This is a genomic window from Streptomyces sp. AC555_RSS877 (assembly GCF_019049245.1).
In the GTDB taxonomy this organism is placed as follows: Bacteria; Actinomycetota; Actinomycetes; order Streptomycetales; family Streptomycetaceae; genus Streptomyces.
Map to the genome: position 1 here is coordinate 113064 of NZ_JAGMUK010000059.1, position 20802 is coordinate 133865.

Below are 20802 nucleotides of genomic sequence, written 5' to 3' on the forward strand. Positions count from 1 at the left end.
CTTGTCAGTATTGACGACACTTACGACGAAATCTCTGGGATTCTCATCGTATGACGCCGATCACAGAGGTGGAGGGGCGAAGGCTCGCGCTCAGCAACCTGGAGAAGGTGCTGTATCCCGCGACCGGGTTCACCAAGGGCGAGGTGCTGCACTACTACGCGACCACCGCCGAGGTCCTGCTGCCCCATCTGCGGGATCGGCCGGTGTCCTTCCTGCGCTATCCGGACGGACCCGACGGGCAGGTGTTCTTCGCGAAGAACGTGCCGCCCGGTACGCCCGACTGGGTCACCACCGCCGTGGTGCCCAGGTCGGAGGGGCCGGCCCGGATGGTGCTGGTGCAGGACCTGGCGAGCCTGATGTGGGCGGCGAACCTGGTCACCGAGTTCCACACCCACCAGTGGGTCCTCGACGCGCCCGGCGAGGCCGACCGGCTGGTCTTCGACCTCGACCCCGGGGCGCCGGCGAGCATCGTCGAGTGCTGCGAGGTCGCCCTGTGGCTGCGTGAGCGGCTCGCGGCGGACGGCATCGAGGCGTACGCGAAGACCGCCGGGTCCAAGGGGCTGCATCTGCTGGCCGCCCTGCGCCCGGTCTCCTCCGACGCCGCCACCGAGTACGCCAAGCGGCTCGCCGTCGAGGCGGAGAAGGCGATGCCCCGCCTGGTCGTCCACCGCATGACGCGGAGCCTGCGGCCCGGGAAGGTGTTCGTCGACTGGAGCCAGAACGCCGCCCGCAAGACGACGGCCACGCCGTACACGCTGCGGGCCCGGGCGCGGCCGTTGGTGTCGGCGCCGGTGACGTGGGGCGAGGTCGAGGAGTGCGGGGCGCCCGAGCAGCTGGCGTTCGAGGCACCGGACCTCGCGCCGCGCGTGCGGGACCACGGCGATCTGCTGGCCCCGCTCCTCGACGCGGACACGGCGGGATCGCTGCCCTGAGCGACCCTGCCGGGGATCACTTCACGAGGCCCGAGGGGTCACCGCCACCCGCGTCTGAAGGGTCACACCCGCACCCACGTCTGCCGGTCCCGGGCCATCGCGTGCAGCGCCTCGACGTCCGCCGGTTTGAGGACGCCACCGAGCCGGGCCAGGCCCTCGACGTCCGTGTCCGTGACGATCCGGGCCTCGCGCAGCGGTGCGGTGACCGTCACATCGGCGGGTTGGACGAGGGCCAGCACCGGGTGGACCTCGGCGGTCAGGGCGTAGGAGGCGCGGGCGGCGTCGGCGCGGACGCGGCGCAGCACCGGGCGGGGTTCGCGGCGGCCCAGCGCGACCATGGGGTCGGCGACCGTGACCCGCTGCCTGCGGGCGTACAGCGTGTGGACCGCGAAGAGCCCGCCGGGCCCGATCACCAGGTGGTGGACGCGGTCGCCGCCGGGCAGCGGGACCGAGTGCAGGGCATGCCAGCCGGCGCCGTCGAGACGGTCCAGGGCCTCCCCCACCGCCTGTTCGGCCGTGAGGGCGCGGCGGCGGGGGTCGGGGCGGAGCCGATGGGCGGGGCCGGGGTCCCGGTCCAGGGCGATCTGGAGCGCCTCGCCGGGGCGGTTGGGCGCCAGGTCGTCGTCCGGGTGGAGGGACAGCCGGGCCAGTTCCGCGGGGGTCGGCACCGGGGGCGGGCCGATCTCCACCGCTCCGGTCAGAAAGGGCCCGAGGGCGTCGAGGACGTCCTGTCTGCGGTCCTCGCTCAGCAGGCTGACCCGGGATGCCTCACGGTCGTACCAGGCGATGTTCCTGCCGTCCGTGAGGCAGACGTACAGCCGCTCCCGACCGTGGCGCCAGGTCGGTACGACGCGCAGTCCGCTCATGCACCATCACCCCACGACCATGGGAACAGGCTCGGTGCGCCAGGGGCAAGAAGCCGGCTGTCTTTGACGGTCACCTTTGAAGGGGAGTTGACCCGGGTACCTATGGGTGAGTTGGTGGGGTCTTGGGGAGGCGCCGTTGCGGACGCGTGGGAAACAGGCCGACGTACCCGCTCCGGAGCATGCGTGGAACGAGGTCGTGCCGGGGCTGTGGATGGGCGGGCACGAGTTCAGGCGGCAGTCCGGGCAGGTCGGGTTCGCCGTCGTACGGAACGAGTTCGACGTCGTGCAGACGCTGTTGAGGCTGCCCGGGCACGGTCCCGACGAGGGGGTCGAGCACCATGTGTGGCCGATTCCCGACGGACCGCTGGACGGCACCCAGCTCGCGGGCGTGATCCGGCTGGCACGGGCGGCGTGCGACGCGCTGGACGCGGGCCGCAAGGTCCTCGTCCGCTGCTACCACGGCTACAACCGCTCGGGGCTGGTGGTCGCGCACGCCCTGGTCCGCCAGGGGCACTCCGCGGACGAGGCGATACGGCTGATCAGGTCCCGCCGCTCGCCCTGGGCCCTGCACAACGAGCTCTTCGTCGAGTACCTGCAAGCCGGGCTGCCGACGGCCCGGCTCCTTGAGGAGCTGGCCGAATAATCGTTTCTTCTAGGCCGTGCGCGGGCGCGACCGGGAGGAGCGCACCAACGGACTTCCCGAAGAATAGGGTGTACGGCGTGCCCCTGACGCCCGCCCGTACCCTCCTCGGTGTCGCCCTGCTGCTGTCGAGCGCGGCGGCCTGTGGTGACACGGGCGGGCTGCGGGGCGCCGGACCCACGGCGACCGCGATGAGCCCGGACCGGCTGTGGCCGGATCTGACCCCTGCGGCCAGCCCCGCCTGGGACTACGACGACGGCGAGGCCGAGACCGTACGCGGGCTCACGGCTCCGGGCGACGACATCCACGAGCTGGACCCGGTGGCCGTCGTCCGCGCGGAGATCGCCCAGCACCCGGACTCCTACACGGGCACCAAGGCGCCGTACTACGAGACCACCCGCCGGATGGCCGACTGCGACGAGGGCGCGGCGAAGGGCCGGTGTCCCGTCCTGAAGCCGTACTACCGCGACCTCACCGGCGACGGCCGCGACGACCTGACGCTGGGCTTCCGGCTCCTGCCCGGCAACCAGACGGCCGTACGCGTCTACACCTTCGCGTCGGGCCGGCTGGTGCGGGTCATGTCCAACGACGACGCGGTGGCCGGGGTGGAACTGGCCGGGCGGTCCGTGATCATCCGTTCGCCGTCCGACATCGCGGGCTACGAGTACCGCTTCCAGTGGACCTGGGACCCCGACCAGCGCCTGATGCTGCTGACCCACGACGAGCTGCTGCGCACGGGCGGCACGAAGGGCTCGGCCTCGAAGCGGCCGTCGGCGTCCCCGTCCTCGTCCTCGTCGTCCTCCGCCTCGCCTGCCGTCTCCTCGTCCGCGAGTGGCCGATGAGGCTCGCGCTCCCCCACTGGGCCGGGACGCTCGCGGCGAAGGCCGCCGCCTTCATCACCGTGATGTGCTGCGCGCTGGCCGCCCTGCTCGGCGTTCTCGTGCACGTGTCGGTGACGAACCAGACCGTCGGCCAGACCCGGGACCTCGCCCTGGACCGGCTGACGGAGGCGACGGCGGCCTTCGAGGCCGGGGACTCGCCGGCACGGGGTGCCGGCGTCGATCCCCCGGACCTGCCCGGACCGCTGCGGGAGCTGGCGGCGGCCGGGGAGCGCGGCACGATGGTCGGCGAGCACCGCGGGCGCCCCACGATGTGGGCGGCGGGGCCGGTCGACGGGGGGCGGACGCTGGCGGTGGAGGTCGACTACTCGCAGGGCCGGCGGACGATCGACGGACTCGACCGGGCGATCGTGTGGTCGTCGGGGCTGGCGATCGGGGCGACGCTGCTGGTGGGCGCGTTCGCGGTGACCCGGGTGACCCGGCGACTGCACACCACCGCGCGGGTGGCCCGGCGGATCACCGCGGGCGATCTGGACGCCCGCGTCGACGACCCCCGCACGAAGGATCCGACGCGGCCCCAGGACGAGGTGGCCGCGGTCTCCGCCGCGTTGGACTCCATGGCCGCGTCCCTGCAGGGCAAGCTGCTCGCCGAACAGCGGTTCACCGCGGACGTGGCGCACGAGTTGCGCACACCGCTGACCGGGCTGCACGCGGCGGCCGAACTGCTGCCGGCGGGCCGGCCGACCGAGCTGGTCCGGGACCGGGTGGCGGCGCTGCGCACGCTCACCGAGGACCTGCTGGAGATCTCCCGCCTCGACACCGGCCGGGAGCGGCTGGACCTGGACCGGGAGCCGTTGGCAGCCCTGGCCGAGCGGGTGGTGCGGGCGTCGGGGACGGACACGGAGGTCGTGGTCGTGCGGGACGTGGCGGTGGAGACGGACCGGCGGCGGCTGGAGCGGGTGCTCGGGAATCTCGTGGTGAACGCGCATCGGCACGGGCGGGTTCCGGTGATGCTGACGGTGGACGGGCCAGTGGTGACGGTGCGGGACCACGGGGACGGGTATCCGGCCTACCTGGTCGAGCACGGGCCGCAGCGGTTCCGTACGGAGGGGGTTTCCAAGGGGCACGGGCTGGGGCTGACCATCGCGGTGGGTCAGGCGGAGGTGCTGGGGGCGCGGTTGGTGTTCGCGAACGCGGCGGACGGCGGGGCGGTGGCCACGCTGACGTTGGGTTAGGGCGGTCGGACCCCTTCGGGGCGCGCCCCTATGGACCAGCGTGACGGGCGAGCGCGAGTCGGCACTCCTAATGTGGCGATTAGTCAACTTCGCCCCCTTCATGGAGGTACGCCATGACCCTGCGTTCCCGCTGCGCCATAGCCGTCACCGTCGGCGCTCTCCTCGCCACCGCGGCCACCGCCGCCCCCGCCGTCGCGAACGACGACTGGGGTCAGGGACAGAGCAACGGCTCGGGGCAGAGCCAGAGCGACAACTGGCAGCAGAACCAGAACGGCGATCAGGGACAGAACCAGAGCGGCGATCCCGGACAGAACCAGAACAGCGAGCTGGGACAGACCCAGAACGGCGACTGGGGCAACCACGACGACCAGCGCTTCTCCCGGGGCGTCGTCACCGCGAGCTCGCTCGCCCTGCGCAGTGCGCCGACCCGCGGCTCCCAGGTGATCCGGTACGCGGAGAGGGGCGAGATCCTCTCGATCTTCTGCCAGACCCGCGGCGAGACCGTCCAGGGCGACCCGCTCTGGTACCAGATCGCGGACGGCATCTGGGCCTGGGGCGCGGCCCGCTACATCGACACCATCGGGCCCACCCCCCGTTGGTGCTGATGCCGGACGGGAACAAGGTGCCCTATTTGGATAGGTTCCGGACATGATCAAGGCCGGAACCACCGTCGTACGGGCGAAGACCCCCGCTGCCGTCGTACGCCTCCCCCGGCGCCGTGGCATCGAACTGGCCCTCATCGTCCTCGCCGTCCTGCTGTCCGTGTACGGCTACTGCGGCGTCGGCCTCGCCAAGAACGGCACCGTCCCGCCCGGCGCCGCGGGGTACGGCGCCGGGCTCGGCGTGCTCGCGCTGCTCGCGCACATCGCGGTGCGCCTGCGCGCCCCGTACGCCGACCCGCTACTGCTGCCGATCGGCGTGCTGCTCAACGGGGTCGGCCTGGTCCTGATCTACCGGCTCGACCTGGAGACCCCCGGCGACCGGGCGGCGCCCACCCAGCTCGTGTGGTCCACGCTCGGGATCGCCCTGTTCATCGTGGTGGTCCTGCTGTTGCGCGACCACCGTGTCCTGACGCGCTACGCGTACGTCTGTGTGGCCGCCGCGATGTTCCTGCTCATCCTGCCGATCTTCTTCCCCGCGGTGAACGGTGCCCGGATCTGGATCCGGATCGCCGGGTTCTCCATCCAGCCGGGCGAGTTCGCGAAGGTGCTGCTCGCGGTGTTCTTCGCCGCGTACCTGGCGGCCAACCGCAACGCACTGGCGTACGCCGGCCGCCGCGTGTGGCGGCTCCAGCTGCCCACCGGCCGCGTCCTCGGCCCGATCGTCGCCGTCTGGCTGCTGAGCGTGGGCGTGCTGATCCTGGAACGCGACCTGGGGACCTCGCTGCTGTTCTTCGGCCTGTTCGTCGTCCTGCTGTACGTCGCCACCGGCCGCACCGGCTGGATCGCCGTCGGCCTGCTGCTGGCCGCGCTGGGCGCGGTCGCGGTGGGCTGGCTGGAGCCGCACGTGCACAGCAGGGTCGAGGACTGGCTGCACCCCTTCGCGTCGATCGAGGCGGGCCAGGGGCCGAACCAGCTCGCCCAGTCGCTGTTCTCCTTCGCCGCCGGCGGCATCCTCGGCACCGGTCTCGGCCTCGGCCACTCCGTCCTCATCGGCTTCGCCGCCAAGTCGGACTTCATCCTCGCCACGGCGGGCGAGGAGCTGGGCCTTGCGGGCCTGGCGGCGCTCTTCCTCCTCTACGCCCTCCTGGTGGAGCGCGGTTACCGGGCGGGCCTCGCCCTGCGTGACCCCTTCGGACGGCTGCTCGCGGTCGGCCTCGCCTCGATCGTGGCGCTCCAGGTGTTCGTGATCGCGGGCGGGGTGACCGGCCTGATCCCGCTGACCGGCATGGCGATGCCGTTCCTCGCCCAGGGCGGCTCCTCGGTCGTCACCAACTGGGCGATCGTGGCGCTGCTGATCCGGGTGAGCGACTCGGCCCGCAGCCAGTACGACGGGCAGGTGGGGTCGTGACCCGCTACATGCGGCGCTCCGCGTGCTTCTGCGTCCTGCTGCTCGTGGCGCTCCTCGTCAACGCCGCCCGCATCCAGGTCTTCCAGGCCCTCTCCTACGAGGACAACCCGGCCAACCGCCGTCACAGCATCGCCCGTTACGGCCAGCCGCGCGGCGACATCCTGGTCGGCGGGGTACCGGTGACCGGCTCTCGCGACACCGGCGAACAGCTCCGCTACGAACGGACCTACGAGGACGGGCCGTTGTACGCGCCCATCACCGGGTTCGCCTCCCAGGAGTACGGGACGACCCTGCTGGAGCACTCCGAGGACGGCATCCTGTCCGGCACCGACCCGCTGCTGTCGGGCATCCGGCTGTGGAACGACTTCACGCGCTCCCAGCCTTCCGGCGGCGACGTCGTGACCACCCTCAACCGGACCGCGCAGCAGGCGGCGTACGCCGGACTGCGCGGGCGCAAGGGTGCGGTGGCCGCGATCGAGCCGTCGAGCGGGCGGATCCTGGCGCTGGTGTCGACGCCGTCGTACGACCCGGCGGCGCTCTCCGGCAACGATGCGGCGGTGGGCCGGTCGTGGGCACGGCTGAACGGCGACGCGGACAAGCCGATGCTGAACCGGGCGGTACGGCAGACGTATCCGCCGGGCTCCACCTTCAAGGTGGTGACCGCGGCGGCGGCGCTGGACGCGGGCGTGGTCACGGACGTCGACGCGCGGACCGACTCGCCGGCCCCCTACCGACTGCCCGGGACGACGACGCGCCTGACGAACGAGTCGGACGGCTGCGAGGACCTCTCGGTGCGGGAGGCGTTCAAGTGGTCGTGCAACACGGTGTTCGCGAAGCTCGGTGTGCGGGTGGGCGTCAGCGACATGACGGCCACCGCGCAGGCCTTCGGCTTCAACGACACGGCGCTCAGGATCCCCTTCTCGGTGGCGCAGAGCACCTTCGACACCTCAGTGGACCGGGCGCAGCTGGCGCTGTCGTCGATCGGGCAGTACAACACGCGGGCCACGCCCCTGCAGATGGCGATGGTCTCGGCGGCGGTCGCAGGCGGCGGGCAGGTGCGGCTGCCGTACCTGGTGGAGCGGGTCACCCGGCCGAGCGGCGCCACGGTGACGACGGCCGGGCCGCGTCCCGCCCGGCAGGCGATGACCCCGGCGACCGCCGCCCTGCTGAAGGAGCTGATGACCGAGGTGGTCACCAAGGGCACCGGCACCAACGCGGCCATCCCCGGCGCCACCGTCGGCGGCAAGACCGGCACCGCCCAGCACGGCATCGGCAACTCCGGCACGCCGTACGCCTGGTTCGTCTCCTGGGCGCAGGACGACCGTGACATGGAGGCGAGGGTGGCGGTCGCGGTGGTGGTGGAGGACGCGGAGGCGGACCGGGGGGAGATCAGCGGGGGCGGGGACGCGGCGCCGATCGCGCGGGCGGTGATGAAGGCGGTGCTGGACTCGGGGCGTGGCGGGGGCTGAGGCCTCCCGCGCTCAGTGCGCGGCCGCCGCAGTGGACACCTCCTGGACCAGGGCGCTGGGCAGGGCCACGTACGCCGTCACACCCGAGCCCTCGGTCGGCCGGAGTTCGACGTGGGCGCCGAGGCGGGCGGCGAGCGCGCCGACGACGTGGTGGCCGAGGAAGCGGGTGGGGGCCTTGAGGAAGGCATCGCGGCCGGAGAGCACGGCGTTGGCCTCGGCGATGCGGGCGGCGGTCATGCCGATGCCCCGGTCGACGACGGCGAGGCAGTACTCGGCGCCGTCCCGCCAGCCGTAGACCTCGACGGGCTGCTTGGGCGGGCTGAACATCAGGGCGTTCTCCACCAGCTCGGCCAGCAGGTGGGACAGTTCGGCGACGCAGTGGCCGCGCACCCGGCAGGGCTGGACGTCGGTGACGGCGACACGCTGGTACTGCTCCACCTCGGCCACGGCCGACTGCACGACCTCGTGGACGGCGACCGTGCCCCGCCAGACCCGGCCCGGGGACTCCGCGCCGGCCAGCACGAGCAGCGACTCGGCGTTGCGTCGCATGCGGGTGGCCAGGTGGTCGAGTTCGAAGAGCTCGGCCAACGCCTCCGGGTCGAGCTCCTGGCTCTCCAGGGTGGTGATCAGACCGAGCTGACGGTTGAGCAGCGCCTGGTTGCGGCGCCCGAGGCTGGTCAGGGACTCGGTGCTGTTGCGGCGCAGGACGGCCTGTTCGGCGGCGAGGTCGACAGCGGTCCGCTCGACGTTGCGCAGGGCGGTGGCCAGGCGGGTGATCTCCCGTGCGCCGCCCGGGAGTTCGGGCTTCTCGGGCTCGGGCGGGAGCGGGGCGTCGGGATCGGCCTCCTGGATGCGCCGCACGGCGGCGGGCAGCCCGGCTCCGGCGACGGCGTCCGCCTCGTCGGCGAGGGCGCCCAGGGGGCGGGTGATGGAGCGGGCCGAGAAGAGGGCCAGCGCGGTGGCCACGGCGAGGATCAGTGCGCCGAGGGCGAGGAAGCCGACGAGCTGCCGCGTGGCCGCGTCCCCGGTGTCCTCGGCGCGGGCCCGTACGTCGTCGCCGGTCTGCTTCTGCACGCCGTGCAGATCGTCGACGAGGGTGGTCATGTCGGCCCACCAGCGGGCGGGCGCGACCGAGAGGGCGGAGCCGTCGGCACCGCCCTCGGCCTGCTGCTCGTAGCCGGTGACCCGGCGGGCGGCGGCGGTCGCGAAGGCGTCGTCGAGGCCGGACTCCTGCCCGGCGGTGGCGAGTTGACGGAACTGGCCGAGCGCGGCGAGCCGGGTGGCGCGGATCTCGGTGAAGTCCAGGTACTCGCCGGTGCGGAAGCGTCCTGCGGCGAACACGCCGTTGAGGGAGCCGCGTTCGAGGGCGACGGCCTCGGTGGCGCGGGCCAGCGCCTGGAGCGCCTGCACCCCCTGGGCGATGTGGCGGTCGCCGTCGGGCGCGCCGGCCGACTCGGCGTCGATCAGGGCGGTGACGGCCTTGGTGTAGGCGGTCAGGGTGGCGGAACGGCCGGCGTCACCGGCGTCGACGTCGGCGCGGGTCGAGGTGAGTTCCGCGAGGGGCCCCTCGGCGGCGTCGAGGGCGGCGACGGTGGCGCCGGGCAGGTCACCGCGCTCGTCGTCGAGCACCGTGCGCAGTTCCTCGCGGGCCTTCTCGGTACGGTCCCGCTGTGTGCGCACGTCGTCGCGATACTCCTGGGCACCGCCCAACAGCCCGCTGGTGAGTCCGCGTTCGCGCTGTACTTCGTGGACGAGGTCCTGCACGCGCAGCAGGACGCCGACGTGCGCCTCGGTCGCCCGGGCGTCGGACCAGTCGGCGGCGCGGTCGGCGGCGCCGAGTCCGATGAGGGCGAGCAGCAGGCAGGTCGGGACGGCCAGCACGATGGCCATGCGTCCGCGGATGGAGTTCCAGCCCGGCAAGGTGGACGGCCTCGGGCGGTTCGGGCGATGGGTGGTCGATACGTTCCCCGTCATGTCCCGTGAGGCTAGGGGCGGGCAGGTCAGAAGGCGGTTTCTGGATCGTAAGCCGACGGTGCACAGGTACTCACTCGGGCGGTGACCGGGTTGTGAAAGACGGACAATGCCCATCTGATGAGACAGGGTCTAGGCCGCTCGCAGGCTCCCGACCTATCGTTCGGTCCATGACGACAGCCGCCACGCACGAACTCGCCCAGGTGAACATATCCCGGCTCAAGGCCCCTTTGGACTCACCGCAGTTGAAGGACTTCGTGGACGCCCTCGACTCCGTCAACGCGGACGCCGAGGCCGCCGACGGTTACGTCTGGCGACTGCAGAGCGAGGGCGGCGACGCGACGGACCTCCGTGTCTTCGACGACGACTGGCTGATCATCAACATGACGGTGTGGCGGGACTCGAACGCGCTGACGGCGTTCATGTACCAGGGAGACCACCGCGAGATGCTCGCCCGGCGCAATGAGTGGTTCGAGCGCCCGACGGAGGCGATGACGACCCTGTGGTGGGTGCCGACGGGCCACCGCCCGACCATCGCCGAGGCGGAGGCCCGTCTGCTGCACCTGCGGGCCAACGGTCCGACGCCGTACGCCTTCACCCTGCGGACGTCGTTCCCGCCGGGGACGGCGGAGCCGGTGGCCGGGGAGGTTCCCGAGGGCCTGGGGTGCTCGGTGTAGGGCCTGTCCGGGTCAGTCGATCGGCTTCCGCATCTCGGAGCGGATCCGGAGGGTGGTCTCGGCGGCCGCGTCCAGGTCGATCTCGGAGGGGGCCTGCGTGTAGGTGTCCGCGGCCACCTCCGCGACGACGGCCGCCGTGTTGCCGTCCGCCCAGGCGCAGACCGGGTAGGTCATCGTCGTACCGAGCCGCTGCTGGGTGACGACCTGGCAGGAGATGGTGATGTCCGAGCCGGCCGGCCGGAAGTCCCGCGGCGGGGTGGCGAGGCTCGCGCTCTCGGCCTCTGCGGCGCCCTCCAGCATGCTGTCGCGGTCGCCGTCGGGGTTCTTGAACTGGCCGTACATGCCCGAGACCATCAAGGCGCCCTTGGTCTCGTCGCCGCCCGCGCCGTAGGTGCCGACCTTGGCGTCGACGACCTTGGCGTCCCAGGCGCCGTCCATCTCGTCCTCGACCGACTGACCCTCGACGTCGGAGAGGTCCTCGGTCATCCGGTAACGGCCGTCCAGCAGCGTCTCGGGCAGCGTCAGGGCGTACTCGGACGCCGGGTAACCGCCGCCGACCCGCACGCCGACGCCCACCGCGATCACGGCGACGACCCCGCCCACGATGCCGAGAACGAGCCCGGTCCTGGTCTTCTTCGGAGTCGGCGGGACCCAGCCGCCGGGCTGCTGCGGGTACGGGGCGCCGTAGGGCGGGGCGGGCTGATGGCCGTAGGGCTGCTGCTGCGGGTACGGGGCGCCGTAGGGGTCCTGCGGCGGCGGCCCGCCGTACGGGTTCTGCGGTGGATACGGGCTCTGCGGCGGAGTGGGTGTGGACACGTCAGAACGTTACTGCACCCGCGGGGAACGTAGACGTCGCGTCAACAAGTCGCGCGAGGGGGATTGACGAGCTTGCTGACAGGCAGTCTCATAAGACGCGCGGGAGTGAACCGCCGGTAACAGACGACGAGGTCGACGACGAGGTGGATCAGCCATGACGACCCTGACCGAAGCCGACGCGCTCGACGGGCTGCGTGACGCGCTCGGGCTGCTCAAGGACCGGGAGCAGGTGGCCGAGCGGCTGCTGGCTTCTTCGGCCAAGCACTCCTTCGACCCGGACAAGGAGCTCGACTGGGACGCGCCCTTCGAGGAGGGCAAGTGGTTCTGGCCGCCGGAGCTGGTCTCGCTCTACGACACCCCGATGTGGAAGCGGATGAGCGAGGAGCAGCGGATCCTGCTCTCGCGGCACGAGGCCGCCGCGCTCGCCTCGCTCGGGATCTGGTTCGAGCTCATCCTGATGCAGCTGCTCGTGCGGCACGTCTACGACAAGGCGGCGACGAGCGCACACGTGCGGTACGCCCTCACCGAGATCGAGGACGAGTGCCGGCACTCCAGGATGTTCGCCCGGCTGATCTCGCACGGCGACACACCCTGGTACCCGGTGAGCCGGGCACACCAGCACCTCGGGCGCCTGTTCAAGACCATCTCCACCACCCCGGGTTCCTTCACCGCCACCCTGCTCGGCGAGGAGGTCCTCGACTGGATGCAGCGGCTGACCTTCCCGGACGAGCGGGTGCAGACCCTGATCCGCGGGGTGACCCGGATCCACGTGGTGGAGGAGGCCCGCCATGTGCGGTACGCCCGCGAGGAGCTGCGGCGCCAGATGGTGACGGCGCCCAGGTGGTCGCAGGAGTTCACCCGGGTCACCTCCGGCGAGTTCGCGCGGGTGTTCTCGGTGGCGTTCGTGAACCCCGAGGTCTACACGAACGTGGGACTGGACCGGCACGAGGCCCTGGCACAGGTGAAGGCGAGCGGGCACCGGCGGGAGGTCATGCAGACCGGCGCGAAGCGCCTGACCGACTTCCTCGACGACATCGGGGTGCTGCGCGGGGTGGGACGACGGCTGTGGCGGTCCTCCGGCCTGCTGGCCTAGCACCGGCCTTGAGGATCGGTACCGGCCGAGGTCGACCGGTACCGGCCGGTTCACGGTCGACCGTTACCGGCCGGTTCGCCCGGTTACCGGCGGGGGCGCGCCGGTTACGCTGCCCGTCATGACGTCCTCCGCCCCCACCCCCGCCTACCGCCGCCTCAGCGTCGAGGAGCGACGCAGCCAGTTGCTCGACGCCGCGCTGTCGCTCTTCGCGCACCGGCTCCCCGAGGACGTGTCGCTCGACGACGTGGCGGAGGCGGCCGGGGTGTCGCGCCCGCTCGTGTACCGGTACTTCCCGGGCGGCAAGCAGCAGCTGTACGAGGCCGCCCTCCGGTCCGCCGCCGAGGAACTGCAGAAGTGCTTCGACGAGCCCCACGAGGGGCCCCCGCTCCCCCGCCTCGCCCGCGCCCTGGACCGCTACCTCGACTTCGTCGACCACCACGACGCCGGCTTCAGCGCCCTCCTCCAGGGCGGCAGCGTCGTCGAGACCTCCCGTACGACGGCCACGGTGGACGGCGTACGGCGGGCCGCCGCCGAGCACATCATGCGGCACCTGGAGGTCACCGACCCCGGTCCCCGGCTGCGGATGACCGTCCGCATGTGGATCACGGCCGTCGAGGCCGCCTCCCTGATCTGGCTGGACGAGGACAAGCAGCCGCCCGCCGGCGAGCTGCGGGACTGGCTCGTGGAACAGTTCGTGGCGGTCCTGTCGGTGACGGCGCGGCGCGACCCCCAGACCTCGGCCCTGGTGGAGGCCCTGGCCGCCGGTGGCTGAGACCGTCGGCGGATGGCCGACACTGGTGCCGTGAAGAGCGAAGACACCCCCTTCGAGGGCGGCCCCATGGACGGCCGGGTGCTGCCCGTCCTGCTGGGCGCCACCGGGCACCCGCCCAAGACCTACCGCATCCCCGTCCCGGACGCCGCCGGCGGCCCGCCGACCGTGCTGGTCTACCGCCGGGTCCCGCGCGCGCAGAGCAAGCGTCTCGGACTCCACCAGGGATGGAAGTACGCGTACGACCCCACCGGACAGGCCGGCCGGCGCAAGTGGCCCTGGTCCAAGCCGGACGCCACCGACGGGTGACCCCGTTGGGCCGAACCGCGCACACTCGGCGCGCGGACCCGTCACCCACGTCCCATGCTCGCGGTGCGGAGCGGAAGTGCTGCCCCGCACCGGAGGTGATGACGTGTCAGGAAGGCTTCTGCGCCTCGTCTGTACGGCGGCGATGGCGGCCGGAACCGTCCTCGCACCCCTTCCCGCCGCGGCCGTGCCCGAGCCTCCGGAACCCGCTCGGCGTTCCGTCGCCGACCTGCTGACGGACCTTCAGGGGCTGTACCGGGAGGCCGAGCGGGCCACCGAGACGTACAACGCCACCGAGGAGAAGCTGAAGAAGCGGCGCGCCGAGGTGAGGCGCCTGGACGCCGAGCTGTCGCGCGCCCGGCTCTCGCTGCACGACAGCCGGAGGGCGGCCGGCCGGCTGGCCCGGCACCAGTACCAGAACAGCACCGACATCTCCCCGTACGTCCGGCTGCTTCTCGCCCGCGACCCCGAGCACGCCCTCGACCAGGGGCATGTGATCGGCCGGCTGTCGCGCGAGCGCGCCGAGACCGTGGGCCGCCTGACCGGCAGCGAGAAGAAGGCCGACGGGCTGGCCCGCGAGGCCCGCAAGGCCCTGGACGGCCAACTCACCCTGGCCGCCCGGCAGAAGAAGGAGCGGGACGCAGTGGAGAAGCGGCTGAAGAAGGTCGAGGAGCTGCTCGCCTCGCTCAGCACGGAAGAGCTCGCGGCGATGGCCGAGTTCGAGAAGAACGGCATCGCGAAGGCCCAGGACGCCTTCATGGCGTCCGGCGCCCTCAGCAGCGAACGCAAGCCGTCGGCGGAGGGCGACCGGGCGGTGCGGTACGCCGTGCGCCAGCTCGGGAAGCCGTACGAGTGGGGGGCGGAGGGGCCCGACTCGTACGACTGCTCGGGGCTGACCTCCGAGGCCTGGGGGCGGGCCGGGGCACCCGTCCCCCGGACCAGTCAGGAGCAGTGGGCCGAGCTGGAGCGGATCCCGCTGGAGGAGCTGCGGCCCGGGGACCTCGTCGTCTACTTCCGCGAGGCCACCCACGTGGCGATGTACCTCGGCGACGGGATGGTGGTGCAGGCGCCGCGGCCGGGCGCGAAGGTCAAGGTGTCGCCGATCGCGGCCAACCCGGTCCTCGGGGCCGTACGGCCCGATCCGGGCGGGGAGCCCCTGCGGCGGTACACGCCGCCGGAGCTCCCCGAGGACGCCCTGGAGGGGTCGGACGAGGGTTACGCGCCCGCGGCCCCCGAGACCTCCATCAGATAGCCCTCGGTCTTCCTCGGGTCGTAGAAGAAGTTCTCGAAGTCGGCCGGGTCGTCGAAGGCGTTGGCGAAACGATCAGCCACCAGCGGCAGCTGGCCCGCCGCCCCGATCAGGTTCAGCACGTGCTCCGGCGGCGGGGCGAGCATCGCGTTCGTCCACTTGGTGACGTGCTGCGCGGTGTCCCAATACCGGTCGAACGTCGCCCGCATCCACTCCTCGTCGAACTCCTCGTCCCCGCGCTCGACGATCGACGCGAGGTACGCCGCCGCGCACTTGGACGCCGAGTTGGAGCCCTGGCCGGTGATCGGGTCGTTGGCGACGACCACGTCGGCGACGCCGAGGACCAGGCCGCCGCCGGGGAGACGGCCGACGGGGTTGCGGACGGTCGGGGCGTAACGGCCCGCCAGGGTGCCGCCCGCGTCGGTGAGCTCGGCCTTCGTGGCGCGCGCGTACTCCCAGGGGAGGTACCGCTCCATGAGTTCCAGGGTCAGGGAGAGGTGCTGCGCCGGGTCCTTGACGCCGTTGAAGACGTCCAGCGGGCCGCCGGGTATGCCCTCCCAGAAGAGGATGTCGGCGCGGCCGGAGGTGGTGAGGGTCGGCATGATGAACATCTCGCCGACCCCGGGGACCAGGTTGCAGCGGACCGCCTCCATGTCCGGGTGCTCCGGGCGCGGGCCCAGACCGTGGACGTAGGCGACGGCGAGGGCGCGCTGCGGCTCGCTGTAGGGGGACCGCTCGGGGTCGCGGGCGAACATCGACACCAGCTCGCCCTTGCCCGCCGAGACCAGCACCAGGTCGTACGTACGGGAGAAGTAGTCGAGGTCGCCGACCGCCGCGCCATGGATGACCAGCTGGCCGCCGCGCTGCGCGAACGTCTCCATCCAGCCGGCCATCTTCACCCGCTGGTCGACCGACTGCGCGTACCCGTCGAGCGTGCCCACCCAGTCGATCGCGCGTGCCGCGGGGCCCTCTTCCCACGAGCCCGGGGCGGCGACCGAGACGCCGAGTCCTTGGATCTTCGGGGCCTGGGACTCCCAGAAGTTCAGCTGGAGATCGCGCTCGTGCTGGAGTGCCGTGTGGAACATGCACTGCGTCGACATGACCCGGCCGGTACGGATCTCGTCCGCGGTCCGGTTGGACATCAGGGTGACCTCGTACCCCCGCGACTGGAGGCCGAGGGCGAGCTGGAGTCCGGACTGACCGGCTCCGACGACGAGTATCTTCCGCATACGGAACTGTTCTCCTACTCGGGTGTGACGTCCAGCGCGTGGCCCACCAGAGCCAGGAGGGTCTCGATGGCCGAAATCCGGCGGCGCGCATCCATGATCATTACAGGTATGTGCGCGGGGATCGTCAATGCCTCCCGCACGTCCTCGGGCTCGAACCGCTCGCTGCCGTCGAAGTGGTTGACCGCCACGACGTACGGCAGCCCGCAGCTCTCGAAGTAGTCGAGCGCGGGGAAGCAGTCCTTCAGGCGCCTCGTGTCCGCGAGGACGACGGCGCCGATCGCGCCGCGCACGAGGTCGTCCCACATGAACCAGAACCGCTGCTGGCCCGGCGTGCCGAACAGGTAGAGCACCAGGTCGTCGTCGAGCGTGAGGCGGCCGAAGTCCATGGCCACGGTGGTGGTCAGCTTGCCGGGCGTGGCGGTGAGGTCGTCGTGCTCCTCGCTCGCCTCGGTCATCAACGCCTCGGTCTGCAGGGGCGTGATCTCCGACACGGCGGTGACCAGCGTGGTCTTGCCGACGCCGAACCCTCCCGCCACGACTATCTTCGTGGCGATCGGGGCGCGGGTGCGATCCGTCTGCCAGGGCTGTACGGGCCCCTCGTCCTCGAGAAGCGGGGAGACGCCAACGGCGTCAGAGACGACGGAGTCCACTCAGCACCCTTTCCAGCAGAGCCCGGTCCGGCCGCCCCGTGCCGTGACCGGTTCCTGTTCCGTACACCCGGATCCTTCCCTGGTCCGCGAGGTCGCTGAGGAGCACCCGGACCACGCCGAGCGGCATCTTCAGCAGCGCGGCGATCTCCGCCACCGTGCGCATACGGCGGCACAGTTCGACGATGGCCCGCATCTCCGGCATGACCCGGGTGTTGAGCGAACCGTTCGTCAGTTCCCTGCGCTCCTCGGCGGCCTCGATCGCGGCGGTGGTGGCCACGAACGTCTCCACGAGGAGAACGTGCCCGAAGCGGGTACGGCCGCCGGTGAGCGAGTAAGGGCGCACGCGCGCCGGCTTGCGGTCCACACCGCGCACGGGGAGCCTCTTCGGCGTACTGCTCATCGGGTACTCCCCGTCGGCGTCGACTCGTGCTCCAGGGACTGCCGCAGCTCGCTGCGGAGTTCGGGCGTCAGGACGTGGCCGGCCCGGCCCACGAACAACGCCATGTGGTACGCCACGACACTCATGTCGCAGTCCGCGGCGCCGTGCACACCGAGCAGCGAACCGTCGCTGATCGACATGACGAACAGGCTGCCCTCGTCCATCGCGACCATGGTGTGCTTCACCGGGCCGGAGTCCATCAGCCTGGCGGCGCCGATGGTGAGGCTGCCGACGCCGGACACGATGGTGGCCAGGTCGGCGGAGGAGCCGCGCGGGCCGGTGGGCTTGTCCGCTCGGGGCTCTCGCGCCTCGGCGTTGCGGCCGGGGTCGGAGGAGAGCAGGAGCAGGCCGTCGGAGGAGACGACGGCGACCGACCGGATGCCGGGCACCTCCTCGACGAGATTGGTCAGCAGGAAATGAAGATTGCGGGCCTCACGGCTCAGTCCGAAGGTACTGGGCGCGGTCAACTGCTTGCCTCCTCGGCTGTGCCCCCCGTGGCTTCTTCGGATGCTGCGGATTCCCTGACGGGCGCCTTGTTCTGGCCCGTCTGTTCGGAGATCTCCGTCTCTACGTCTCGGTAGCCGGCCTCCGCCCCCCGGCGGAAGCCGCCCAGGCGGCGGCGGAGCGCTTCGGCGTCCACGGATCCACCGCGTTGCCGCTGCGCTGGGGCAAGTGCGGTGATCTTCGGGGTGCGCTTGGGCAGACCCTTGTCTGTGACGAGCTCCTCCGGTTCATCGGGGACTCGCCCGTGTTCCGTCTCGGCCTCGGCGTCGAGGGATCCGGCCTCGGCGTCGAGGGATCCGGCCTCGGTGCCGAGGGATCCGGCCTCGGTGCCGAGGGATCCGGCCTCGGTGCCGAGGGATTCGGTCCCGCCGTCGAGAGGTCCGGCCCCGCCCGCGCCGGCCGTGGCGCTGTCGTCGCCGGCCGCGGCGGGTTCGGGGATCAGGAGTTCCATCGTGGTCTCGACGGGGGCCTCCCCCTCCCGCTGCCTTACGGCCGTCTCCGCGAGCGCGACCAGTGGGTCGTCGTCCTCCGAACGGCCGTGGAGGACGTTGGAGTTGACCTCCGCGTCCGCGCCAGGCAGGGAGAAGCTGTGGGTGCCGCCGCCGACCGTGTGCGAGGACGCGGAGGGGACGGCGGCGGTCGGCGCGGGCGCCAGCAGGGTCTTCGGCAGGACGACGACGGCCGCGATGCCGCCCTGCTTCTGCTCGCGCAACCGCACGCGGACGCCGTGCCGGTGGGCGAGGCGGGCGACGACGTACAGGCCGAGACCGAGGCCTTCCTCGTCGCCCTGGTCGTAGGAGTCGTACGTCGTCTCGGGGTCGAAGTCGGCGAGGCGGGCGTTGAGCTGGGTGAGGCGGTCGCCGGTCATGCCGATGCCCTCGTCCTGGACGGACAGCATGACCTCGCCGCTCTCCAGGAGCCAGGCGGAGACCTCGACGGGCAGGTCGGGCGGGGAGAACGAGGTGGCGTTCTCCATGAGTTCGGCCAGCAGGTGGGAGAGGTCGTCCGCGGCGAACCCGGCGATGTGGGCGTGCGGCGGCAGGGCGGCGATGCGGACCCGCTCGTAGCGCTCGATCTCGCTGACCGCGGCGCGCACGACGTCGACGAGCGGGACGGGGCCGGCGGTCTGCTGGACGTGTTCGGTTCCGGCGAGGACGAGGAGGTTCTCGCTGTGCCGGCGCATGACGGTGGCGAAGTGGTCGAGCTTGAACAGCGTGGCGAGCCGGTCCGGGTCCTGCTCGCGCTCCTCCAGGCCCTCGATGACGGCGAGTTGCCGCTCGACGAGGCCCAGGGTGCGCAGCGCGAGGCTGACGAAGGTGGCGCCGATGCTGGTGCGCAGCCGCTCCAGCTGGGCGGCGGACTCGGCGAGTTCGGTCTTGAGCTGCTCGCGGGCGTCGGCCATCTTCTGCCGCTGGCCGACCAGGTGCTTGCGGTCGGCCTCCAGGGTGGAGACCCGCTCGACGAGGGCGGCCGCGTGCGCGTGCAGGGCGTTGACCGAGCGGACGACCTGGGCGAACTCGTCGTTGCGGCCGGTGAAGGCGACCGGTTCCTCGGCGGTCGGGTCCTCGGCTCCGGCGAGGCGGGCCGAGCCGCGGCGCAGCACGGACAGCGGCCGGGTGAGCGTACGGGCCATGGCGGTGGCGATGCCGACGGTCAGCAGCATCAGGGCGCCGAGGACGGCGATGCGGATCTCCAGCGCGGTGACGTCGTCGTCGCGCAGCTGGGCGAGGTCCTTGACCCGGCGGTCGTAGAGGGCGGCCTCCGCGCCGCGCATCGCGTCGATGCGGGCGGAGAGGGCGGCGTCGACCTTGGTGGCGGTGGTGGCGAGCTCACCGTCGGACAGGGCCGGCTGGTCGGTGAGGGTGGCGAGGTACTTGTCGGCGGAGTTGACCTCGGGGCCGGTCACCGTGGAGTCGTAGCGCGCCTTGGCGTCGGCGGGCGCGGTCTCGGCGAAGTCGGCGAGGGCTGCGTCGGAGCGCAGGCGGGCCTGCTGGGCGGCGGCGGTGAGGGCGTCGCGCTGCTTGGCGTCGGCGTTCGAGGAGGTGGTCTCGGTGGACGGCAGGCCGGTGACCGGGTCGATCACGGTCTGCGTCGTCGTCGGCACGGCGAGGGCCGCCAGGAGCAGCCCGCGGGTGGCGGCGGCCTGCTGGACGGCGGAGTCCAGCTCGGCGAGGGCGTACCCGCCGGAGCCCGCGCGGGGCGGCAGCTGTTCGGCCAGGTCTTCGGCGAGCCGGTGCAGGTCGGTGATGGCGGCGGAGTACGCCTGGTGGGCTTCGAGGGCACTGCTCTTGCCGCTCAGCGCCGCCCGGCGGACGGCCGCTATGCCGTCGAGGTCGCCGCGCACCCCGGCGGGCAGGTCGGTGTCGGCGTGCAGCTCCTCCACCTGCCGGTCGACCCGGGCGCTGCGCTGCTCGCTGGGCGCCTTGGACTTGGGGCGGCCGGCCGCGATGTACGGCGTCACCTCGTCGCGCTCGTCGGAGAGCGAGTGGGCGAGCGCGAGGGCGTCCTGGGTCTGCTCGGCGAGAACCACCAGGTCCTGGGAGTCGCTGAGCTCCCCGGAGGCGGTGACCAGGGAGGGCGCGCCGGCCCCGGCGATGGCGGCGGCCACCACGGTGACGGCGAGAATGAGCCGGGTGCGGACGTGGGTGGGCCGGCCCTTGCCGACGGGGGTGCTCGGGGCGCCGGAGGTGCCGGACGGACCGGGGACGGGGGTGCCGGACGTGCTCTCCACGCCTTTTTCGGAGGCCGCCTTCTTGCCTGTACGACGAGGCCGCGTCTTCTGCACCGGTGCTCGCATTCCTGACTCGTGAGTACCCATGGGCCGGGTTACGCAACGTCACCGGGTGTCGACTCTGCGTACGCCCGGTACGGTCCCCGACCCTCCCAGTGCCGGTGGGCGGTGACCGCGCATCGCTGGACCCGCCACCCGAAGGAGTGAACCTCGGAGGAGAGTTGGCGGGCAAGTTCCTCCGGCTCGTGCGGCACCCTTGCACGGTGGGCCGGTTGGACGTCGGCGGCGGGCGGTGGCAGGATTCGCCGCCACGCCTGCCCGGAGCGAACCATTCCACCCCAAACCAGGCGCCTGACCTGCGCGACTGCGTCAATTCG

Annotated in this window: 20 protein-coding genes; 12 read left to right on the forward strand and 8 right to left on the reverse strand. The window is 72.2% G+C overall.

Features of this window, described 5'->3' with window-relative positions; translation table 11 throughout:
* Nucleotides 1-50: 50 nt before the first annotated feature.
* Entirely contained in the window at nucleotides 51-932 is an 882-nt protein-coding gene (gene ligD, locus KUM49_RS26070; RefSeq protein WP_217239380.1) for a non-homologous end-joining DNA ligase, read from the forward strand.
* 62 nt (nucleotides 933-994) lie between these two features.
* Here ligD and KUM49_RS26075 read toward each other — a convergent pair whose 3' ends face one another.
* A complete protein-coding gene (locus tag KUM49_RS26075) occupies nucleotides 995-1798 on the reverse strand; it encodes a nuclease-related domain-containing protein (RefSeq protein WP_217239381.1) in 804 nt (267 codons plus the stop codon).
* A gap of 136 nt (nucleotides 1799-1934) precedes the next feature.
* On the opposite strand from KUM49_RS26075, the gene KUM49_RS26080 reads away from it, so the two are divergent.
* The 6 genes from KUM49_RS26080 to KUM49_RS26105 all read left to right on the forward strand — a co-directional run bounded on the left by KUM49_RS26080 (nucleotide 1935) and on the right by KUM49_RS26105 (nucleotide 7991).
* Nucleotides 1935-2441: a dual specificity protein phosphatase family protein gene (locus KUM49_RS26080; protein WP_217239382.1), complete on the forward strand. Its 507-nt coding sequence runs from the start codon at nucleotides 1935-1937 to the stop codon at nucleotides 2439-2441.
* Between the two features lie 77 nt (nucleotides 2442-2518).
* The gene (locus KUM49_RS26085; RefSeq protein WP_217239383.1) at nucleotides 2519-3280 is read left to right on the forward strand and encodes a hypothetical protein; all 762 of its coding nucleotides are present in this window, start codon (nucleotides 2519-2521) and stop codon (nucleotides 3278-3280) included.
* Nucleotides 3277-4512, forward strand: a complete 1236-nt coding sequence (locus tag KUM49_RS26090; RefSeq protein ID WP_217239384.1) for a HAMP domain-containing sensor histidine kinase — start codon at nucleotides 3277-3279, stop codon at nucleotides 4510-4512. The genes KUM49_RS26085 and KUM49_RS26090 overlap by 4 nt, the downstream gene beginning before the upstream one ends.
* Before the next feature lie 113 nt (nucleotides 4513-4625).
* Nucleotides 4626-5117, forward strand: a complete 492-nt coding sequence (locus tag KUM49_RS26095; protein WP_217239385.1) for an SH3 domain-containing protein — start codon at nucleotides 4626-4628, stop codon at nucleotides 5115-5117.
* Between the two features lie 43 nt (nucleotides 5118-5160).
* Complete coding sequence (locus KUM49_RS26100) at nucleotides 5161-6522, forward strand: FtsW/RodA/SpoVE family cell cycle protein (RefSeq protein ID WP_217239386.1); 1362 nt, start codon at nucleotides 5161-5163, stop codon at nucleotides 6520-6522.
* A gap of 8 nt (nucleotides 6523-6530) precedes the next feature.
* Nucleotides 6531-7991: a penicillin-binding transpeptidase domain-containing protein gene (locus KUM49_RS26105; protein ID WP_254401817.1), complete on the forward strand. Its 1461-nt coding sequence runs from the start codon at nucleotides 6531-6533 to the stop codon at nucleotides 7989-7991.
* A gap of 12 nt (nucleotides 7992-8003) precedes the next feature.
* Here KUM49_RS26105 and KUM49_RS26110 read toward each other — a convergent pair whose 3' ends face one another.
* Nucleotides 8004-9965, reverse strand: coding sequence for a nitrate- and nitrite sensing domain-containing protein (locus KUM49_RS26110; RefSeq protein ID WP_217239388.1), 1962 nt, complete (start codon nucleotides 9963-9965; stop codon nucleotides 8004-8006).
* 167 nt (nucleotides 9966-10132) lie between these two features.
* Here KUM49_RS26110 and KUM49_RS26115 point away from each other — a divergent pair, with 167 nt between their 5' ends.
* A complete protein-coding gene (locus KUM49_RS26115; RefSeq protein ID WP_217239389.1) occupies nucleotides 10133-10639 on the forward strand; it encodes a DUF3291 domain-containing protein in 507 nt (168 codons plus the stop codon).
* A gap of 12 nt (nucleotides 10640-10651) precedes the next feature.
* Here the strand turns inward: KUM49_RS26115 and KUM49_RS26120 are convergent, their stop codons facing one another.
* The gene (locus KUM49_RS26120) at nucleotides 10652-11455 is read right to left on the reverse strand and encodes a hypothetical protein (RefSeq protein ID WP_217239390.1); all 804 of its coding nucleotides are present in this window, start codon (nucleotides 11453-11455) and stop codon (nucleotides 10652-10654) included.
* A 154-nt stretch (nucleotides 11456-11609) separates the two neighbouring features.
* Here KUM49_RS26120 and KUM49_RS26125 point away from each other — a divergent pair, with 154 nt between their 5' ends.
* The 4 genes from KUM49_RS26125 (at nucleotide 11610) to KUM49_RS26140 (ending at nucleotide 14875) form a co-directional block, all read left to right on the forward strand.
* Nucleotides 11610-12548, forward strand: a complete 939-nt coding sequence (locus KUM49_RS26125) for a diiron oxygenase (RefSeq protein WP_217239391.1) — start codon at nucleotides 11610-11612, stop codon at nucleotides 12546-12548.
* A gap of 118 nt (nucleotides 12549-12666) precedes the next feature.
* Nucleotides 12667-13320, forward strand: a complete 654-nt coding sequence (locus KUM49_RS26130; RefSeq protein ID WP_217239392.1) for a TetR/AcrR family transcriptional regulator — start codon at nucleotides 12667-12669, stop codon at nucleotides 13318-13320.
* 12 nt (nucleotides 13321-13332) lie between these two features.
* Nucleotides 13333-13626, forward strand: a complete 294-nt coding sequence (locus KUM49_RS26135; protein ID WP_217239393.1) for a hypothetical protein — start codon at nucleotides 13333-13335, stop codon at nucleotides 13624-13626.
* Nucleotides 13627-13729: 103 nt separating this feature from the next.
* Entirely contained in the window at nucleotides 13730-14875 is a 1146-nt protein-coding gene (locus tag KUM49_RS26140; RefSeq protein WP_217239394.1) for a C40 family peptidase, read from the forward strand.
* Here KUM49_RS26140 and KUM49_RS26145 read toward each other — a convergent pair.
* Genes KUM49_RS26145 through KUM49_RS26165 form a run of 5 tightly spaced genes read right to left on the reverse strand, consistent with a single transcriptional unit; the run spans nucleotide 14839 to nucleotide 20479 of the window.
* Nucleotides 14839-16101 carry a styrene monooxygenase/indole monooxygenase family protein gene (locus KUM49_RS26145; protein WP_217239395.1) on the reverse strand — a complete coding sequence of 421 codons (1263 nt, stop codon included), beginning with the start codon at nucleotides 16099-16101 and terminating at the stop codon, nucleotides 14839-14841. The genes KUM49_RS26140 and KUM49_RS26145 overlap by 37 nt on opposite strands.
* Nucleotides 16102-16115: 14 nt before the next feature.
* The gene (locus KUM49_RS26150) at nucleotides 16116-16751 is read right to left on the reverse strand and encodes an ATP/GTP-binding protein (protein ID WP_217239396.1); all 636 of its coding nucleotides are present in this window, start codon (nucleotides 16749-16751) and stop codon (nucleotides 16116-16118) included.
* A complete protein-coding gene (locus KUM49_RS26155) occupies nucleotides 16732-17151 on the reverse strand; it encodes a DUF742 domain-containing protein (RefSeq protein WP_217239397.1) in 420 nt (139 codons plus the stop codon). Before KUM49_RS26155 ends, KUM49_RS26150 begins: the two co-directional genes overlap by 20 nt.
* Nucleotides 17148-17657 carry a roadblock/LC7 domain-containing protein gene (locus KUM49_RS26160; RefSeq protein WP_217239398.1) on the reverse strand — a complete coding sequence of 170 codons (510 nt, stop codon included), beginning with the start codon at nucleotides 17655-17657 and terminating at the stop codon, nucleotides 17148-17150. The genes KUM49_RS26155 and KUM49_RS26160 overlap by 4 nt, the downstream gene beginning before the upstream one ends.
* Nucleotides 17654-20479, reverse strand: coding sequence for a nitrate- and nitrite sensing domain-containing protein (locus KUM49_RS26165; RefSeq protein ID WP_308406750.1), 2826 nt, complete (start codon nucleotides 20477-20479; stop codon nucleotides 17654-17656). The genes KUM49_RS26160 and KUM49_RS26165 overlap by 4 nt, the downstream gene beginning before the upstream one ends.
* Between the last annotated feature and the right edge of the window lie 323 nt (nucleotides 20480-20802).

Bases quoted from the DNA above. Each gene is read 5' to 3' on its own strand.
- KUM49_RS26110 (WP_217239388.1), bottom strand. From the start codon at position 9,965: ATGACGGGGAACGTATCGACCACCCATCGCCCGAACCGCCCGAGGCCG.
- KUM49_RS26115 (WP_217239389.1), top strand. From the start codon at position 10,133: ATGACGACAGCCGCCACGCACGAACTCGCCCAGGTGAACATATCCCGG.
- KUM49_RS26155 (WP_217239397.1), bottom strand. From the start codon at position 17,151: ATGAGCAGTACGCCGAAGAGGCTCCCCGTGCGCGGTGTGGACCGCAAG.
- KUM49_RS26075 (WP_217239381.1), bottom strand. From the start codon at position 1,798: ATGAGCGGACTGCGCGTCGTACCGACCTGGCGCCACGGTCGGGAGCGG.
- KUM49_RS26135 (WP_217239393.1), top strand. From the start codon at position 13,333: ATGGCCGACACTGGTGCCGTGAAGAGCGAAGACACCCCCTTCGAGGGC.
- ligD (WP_217239380.1), top strand. From the start codon at position 51: ATGACGCCGATCACAGAGGTGGAGGGGCGAAGGCTCGCGCTCAGCAAC.
- KUM49_RS26105 (WP_254401817.1), top strand. From the start codon at position 6,531: ATGCGGCGCTCCGCGTGCTTCTGCGTCCTGCTGCTCGTGGCGCTCCTC.
- KUM49_RS26145 (WP_217239395.1), bottom strand. From the start codon at position 16,101: ATGCGGAAGATACTCGTCGTCGGAGCCGGTCAGTCCGGACTCCAGCTC.
- KUM49_RS26125 (WP_217239391.1), top strand. From the start codon at position 11,610: ATGACGACCCTGACCGAAGCCGACGCGCTCGACGGGCTGCGTGACGCG.
- KUM49_RS26095 (WP_217239385.1), top strand. From the start codon at position 4,626: ATGACCCTGCGTTCCCGCTGCGCCATAGCCGTCACCGTCGGCGCTCTC.
- KUM49_RS26130 (WP_217239392.1), top strand. From the start codon at position 12,667: ATGACGTCCTCCGCCCCCACCCCCGCCTACCGCCGCCTCAGCGTCGAG.
- KUM49_RS26090 (WP_217239384.1), top strand. From the start codon at position 3,277: ATGAGGCTCGCGCTCCCCCACTGGGCCGGGACGCTCGCGGCGAAGGCC.
- KUM49_RS26100 (WP_217239386.1), top strand. From the start codon at position 5,161: ATGATCAAGGCCGGAACCACCGTCGTACGGGCGAAGACCCCCGCTGCC.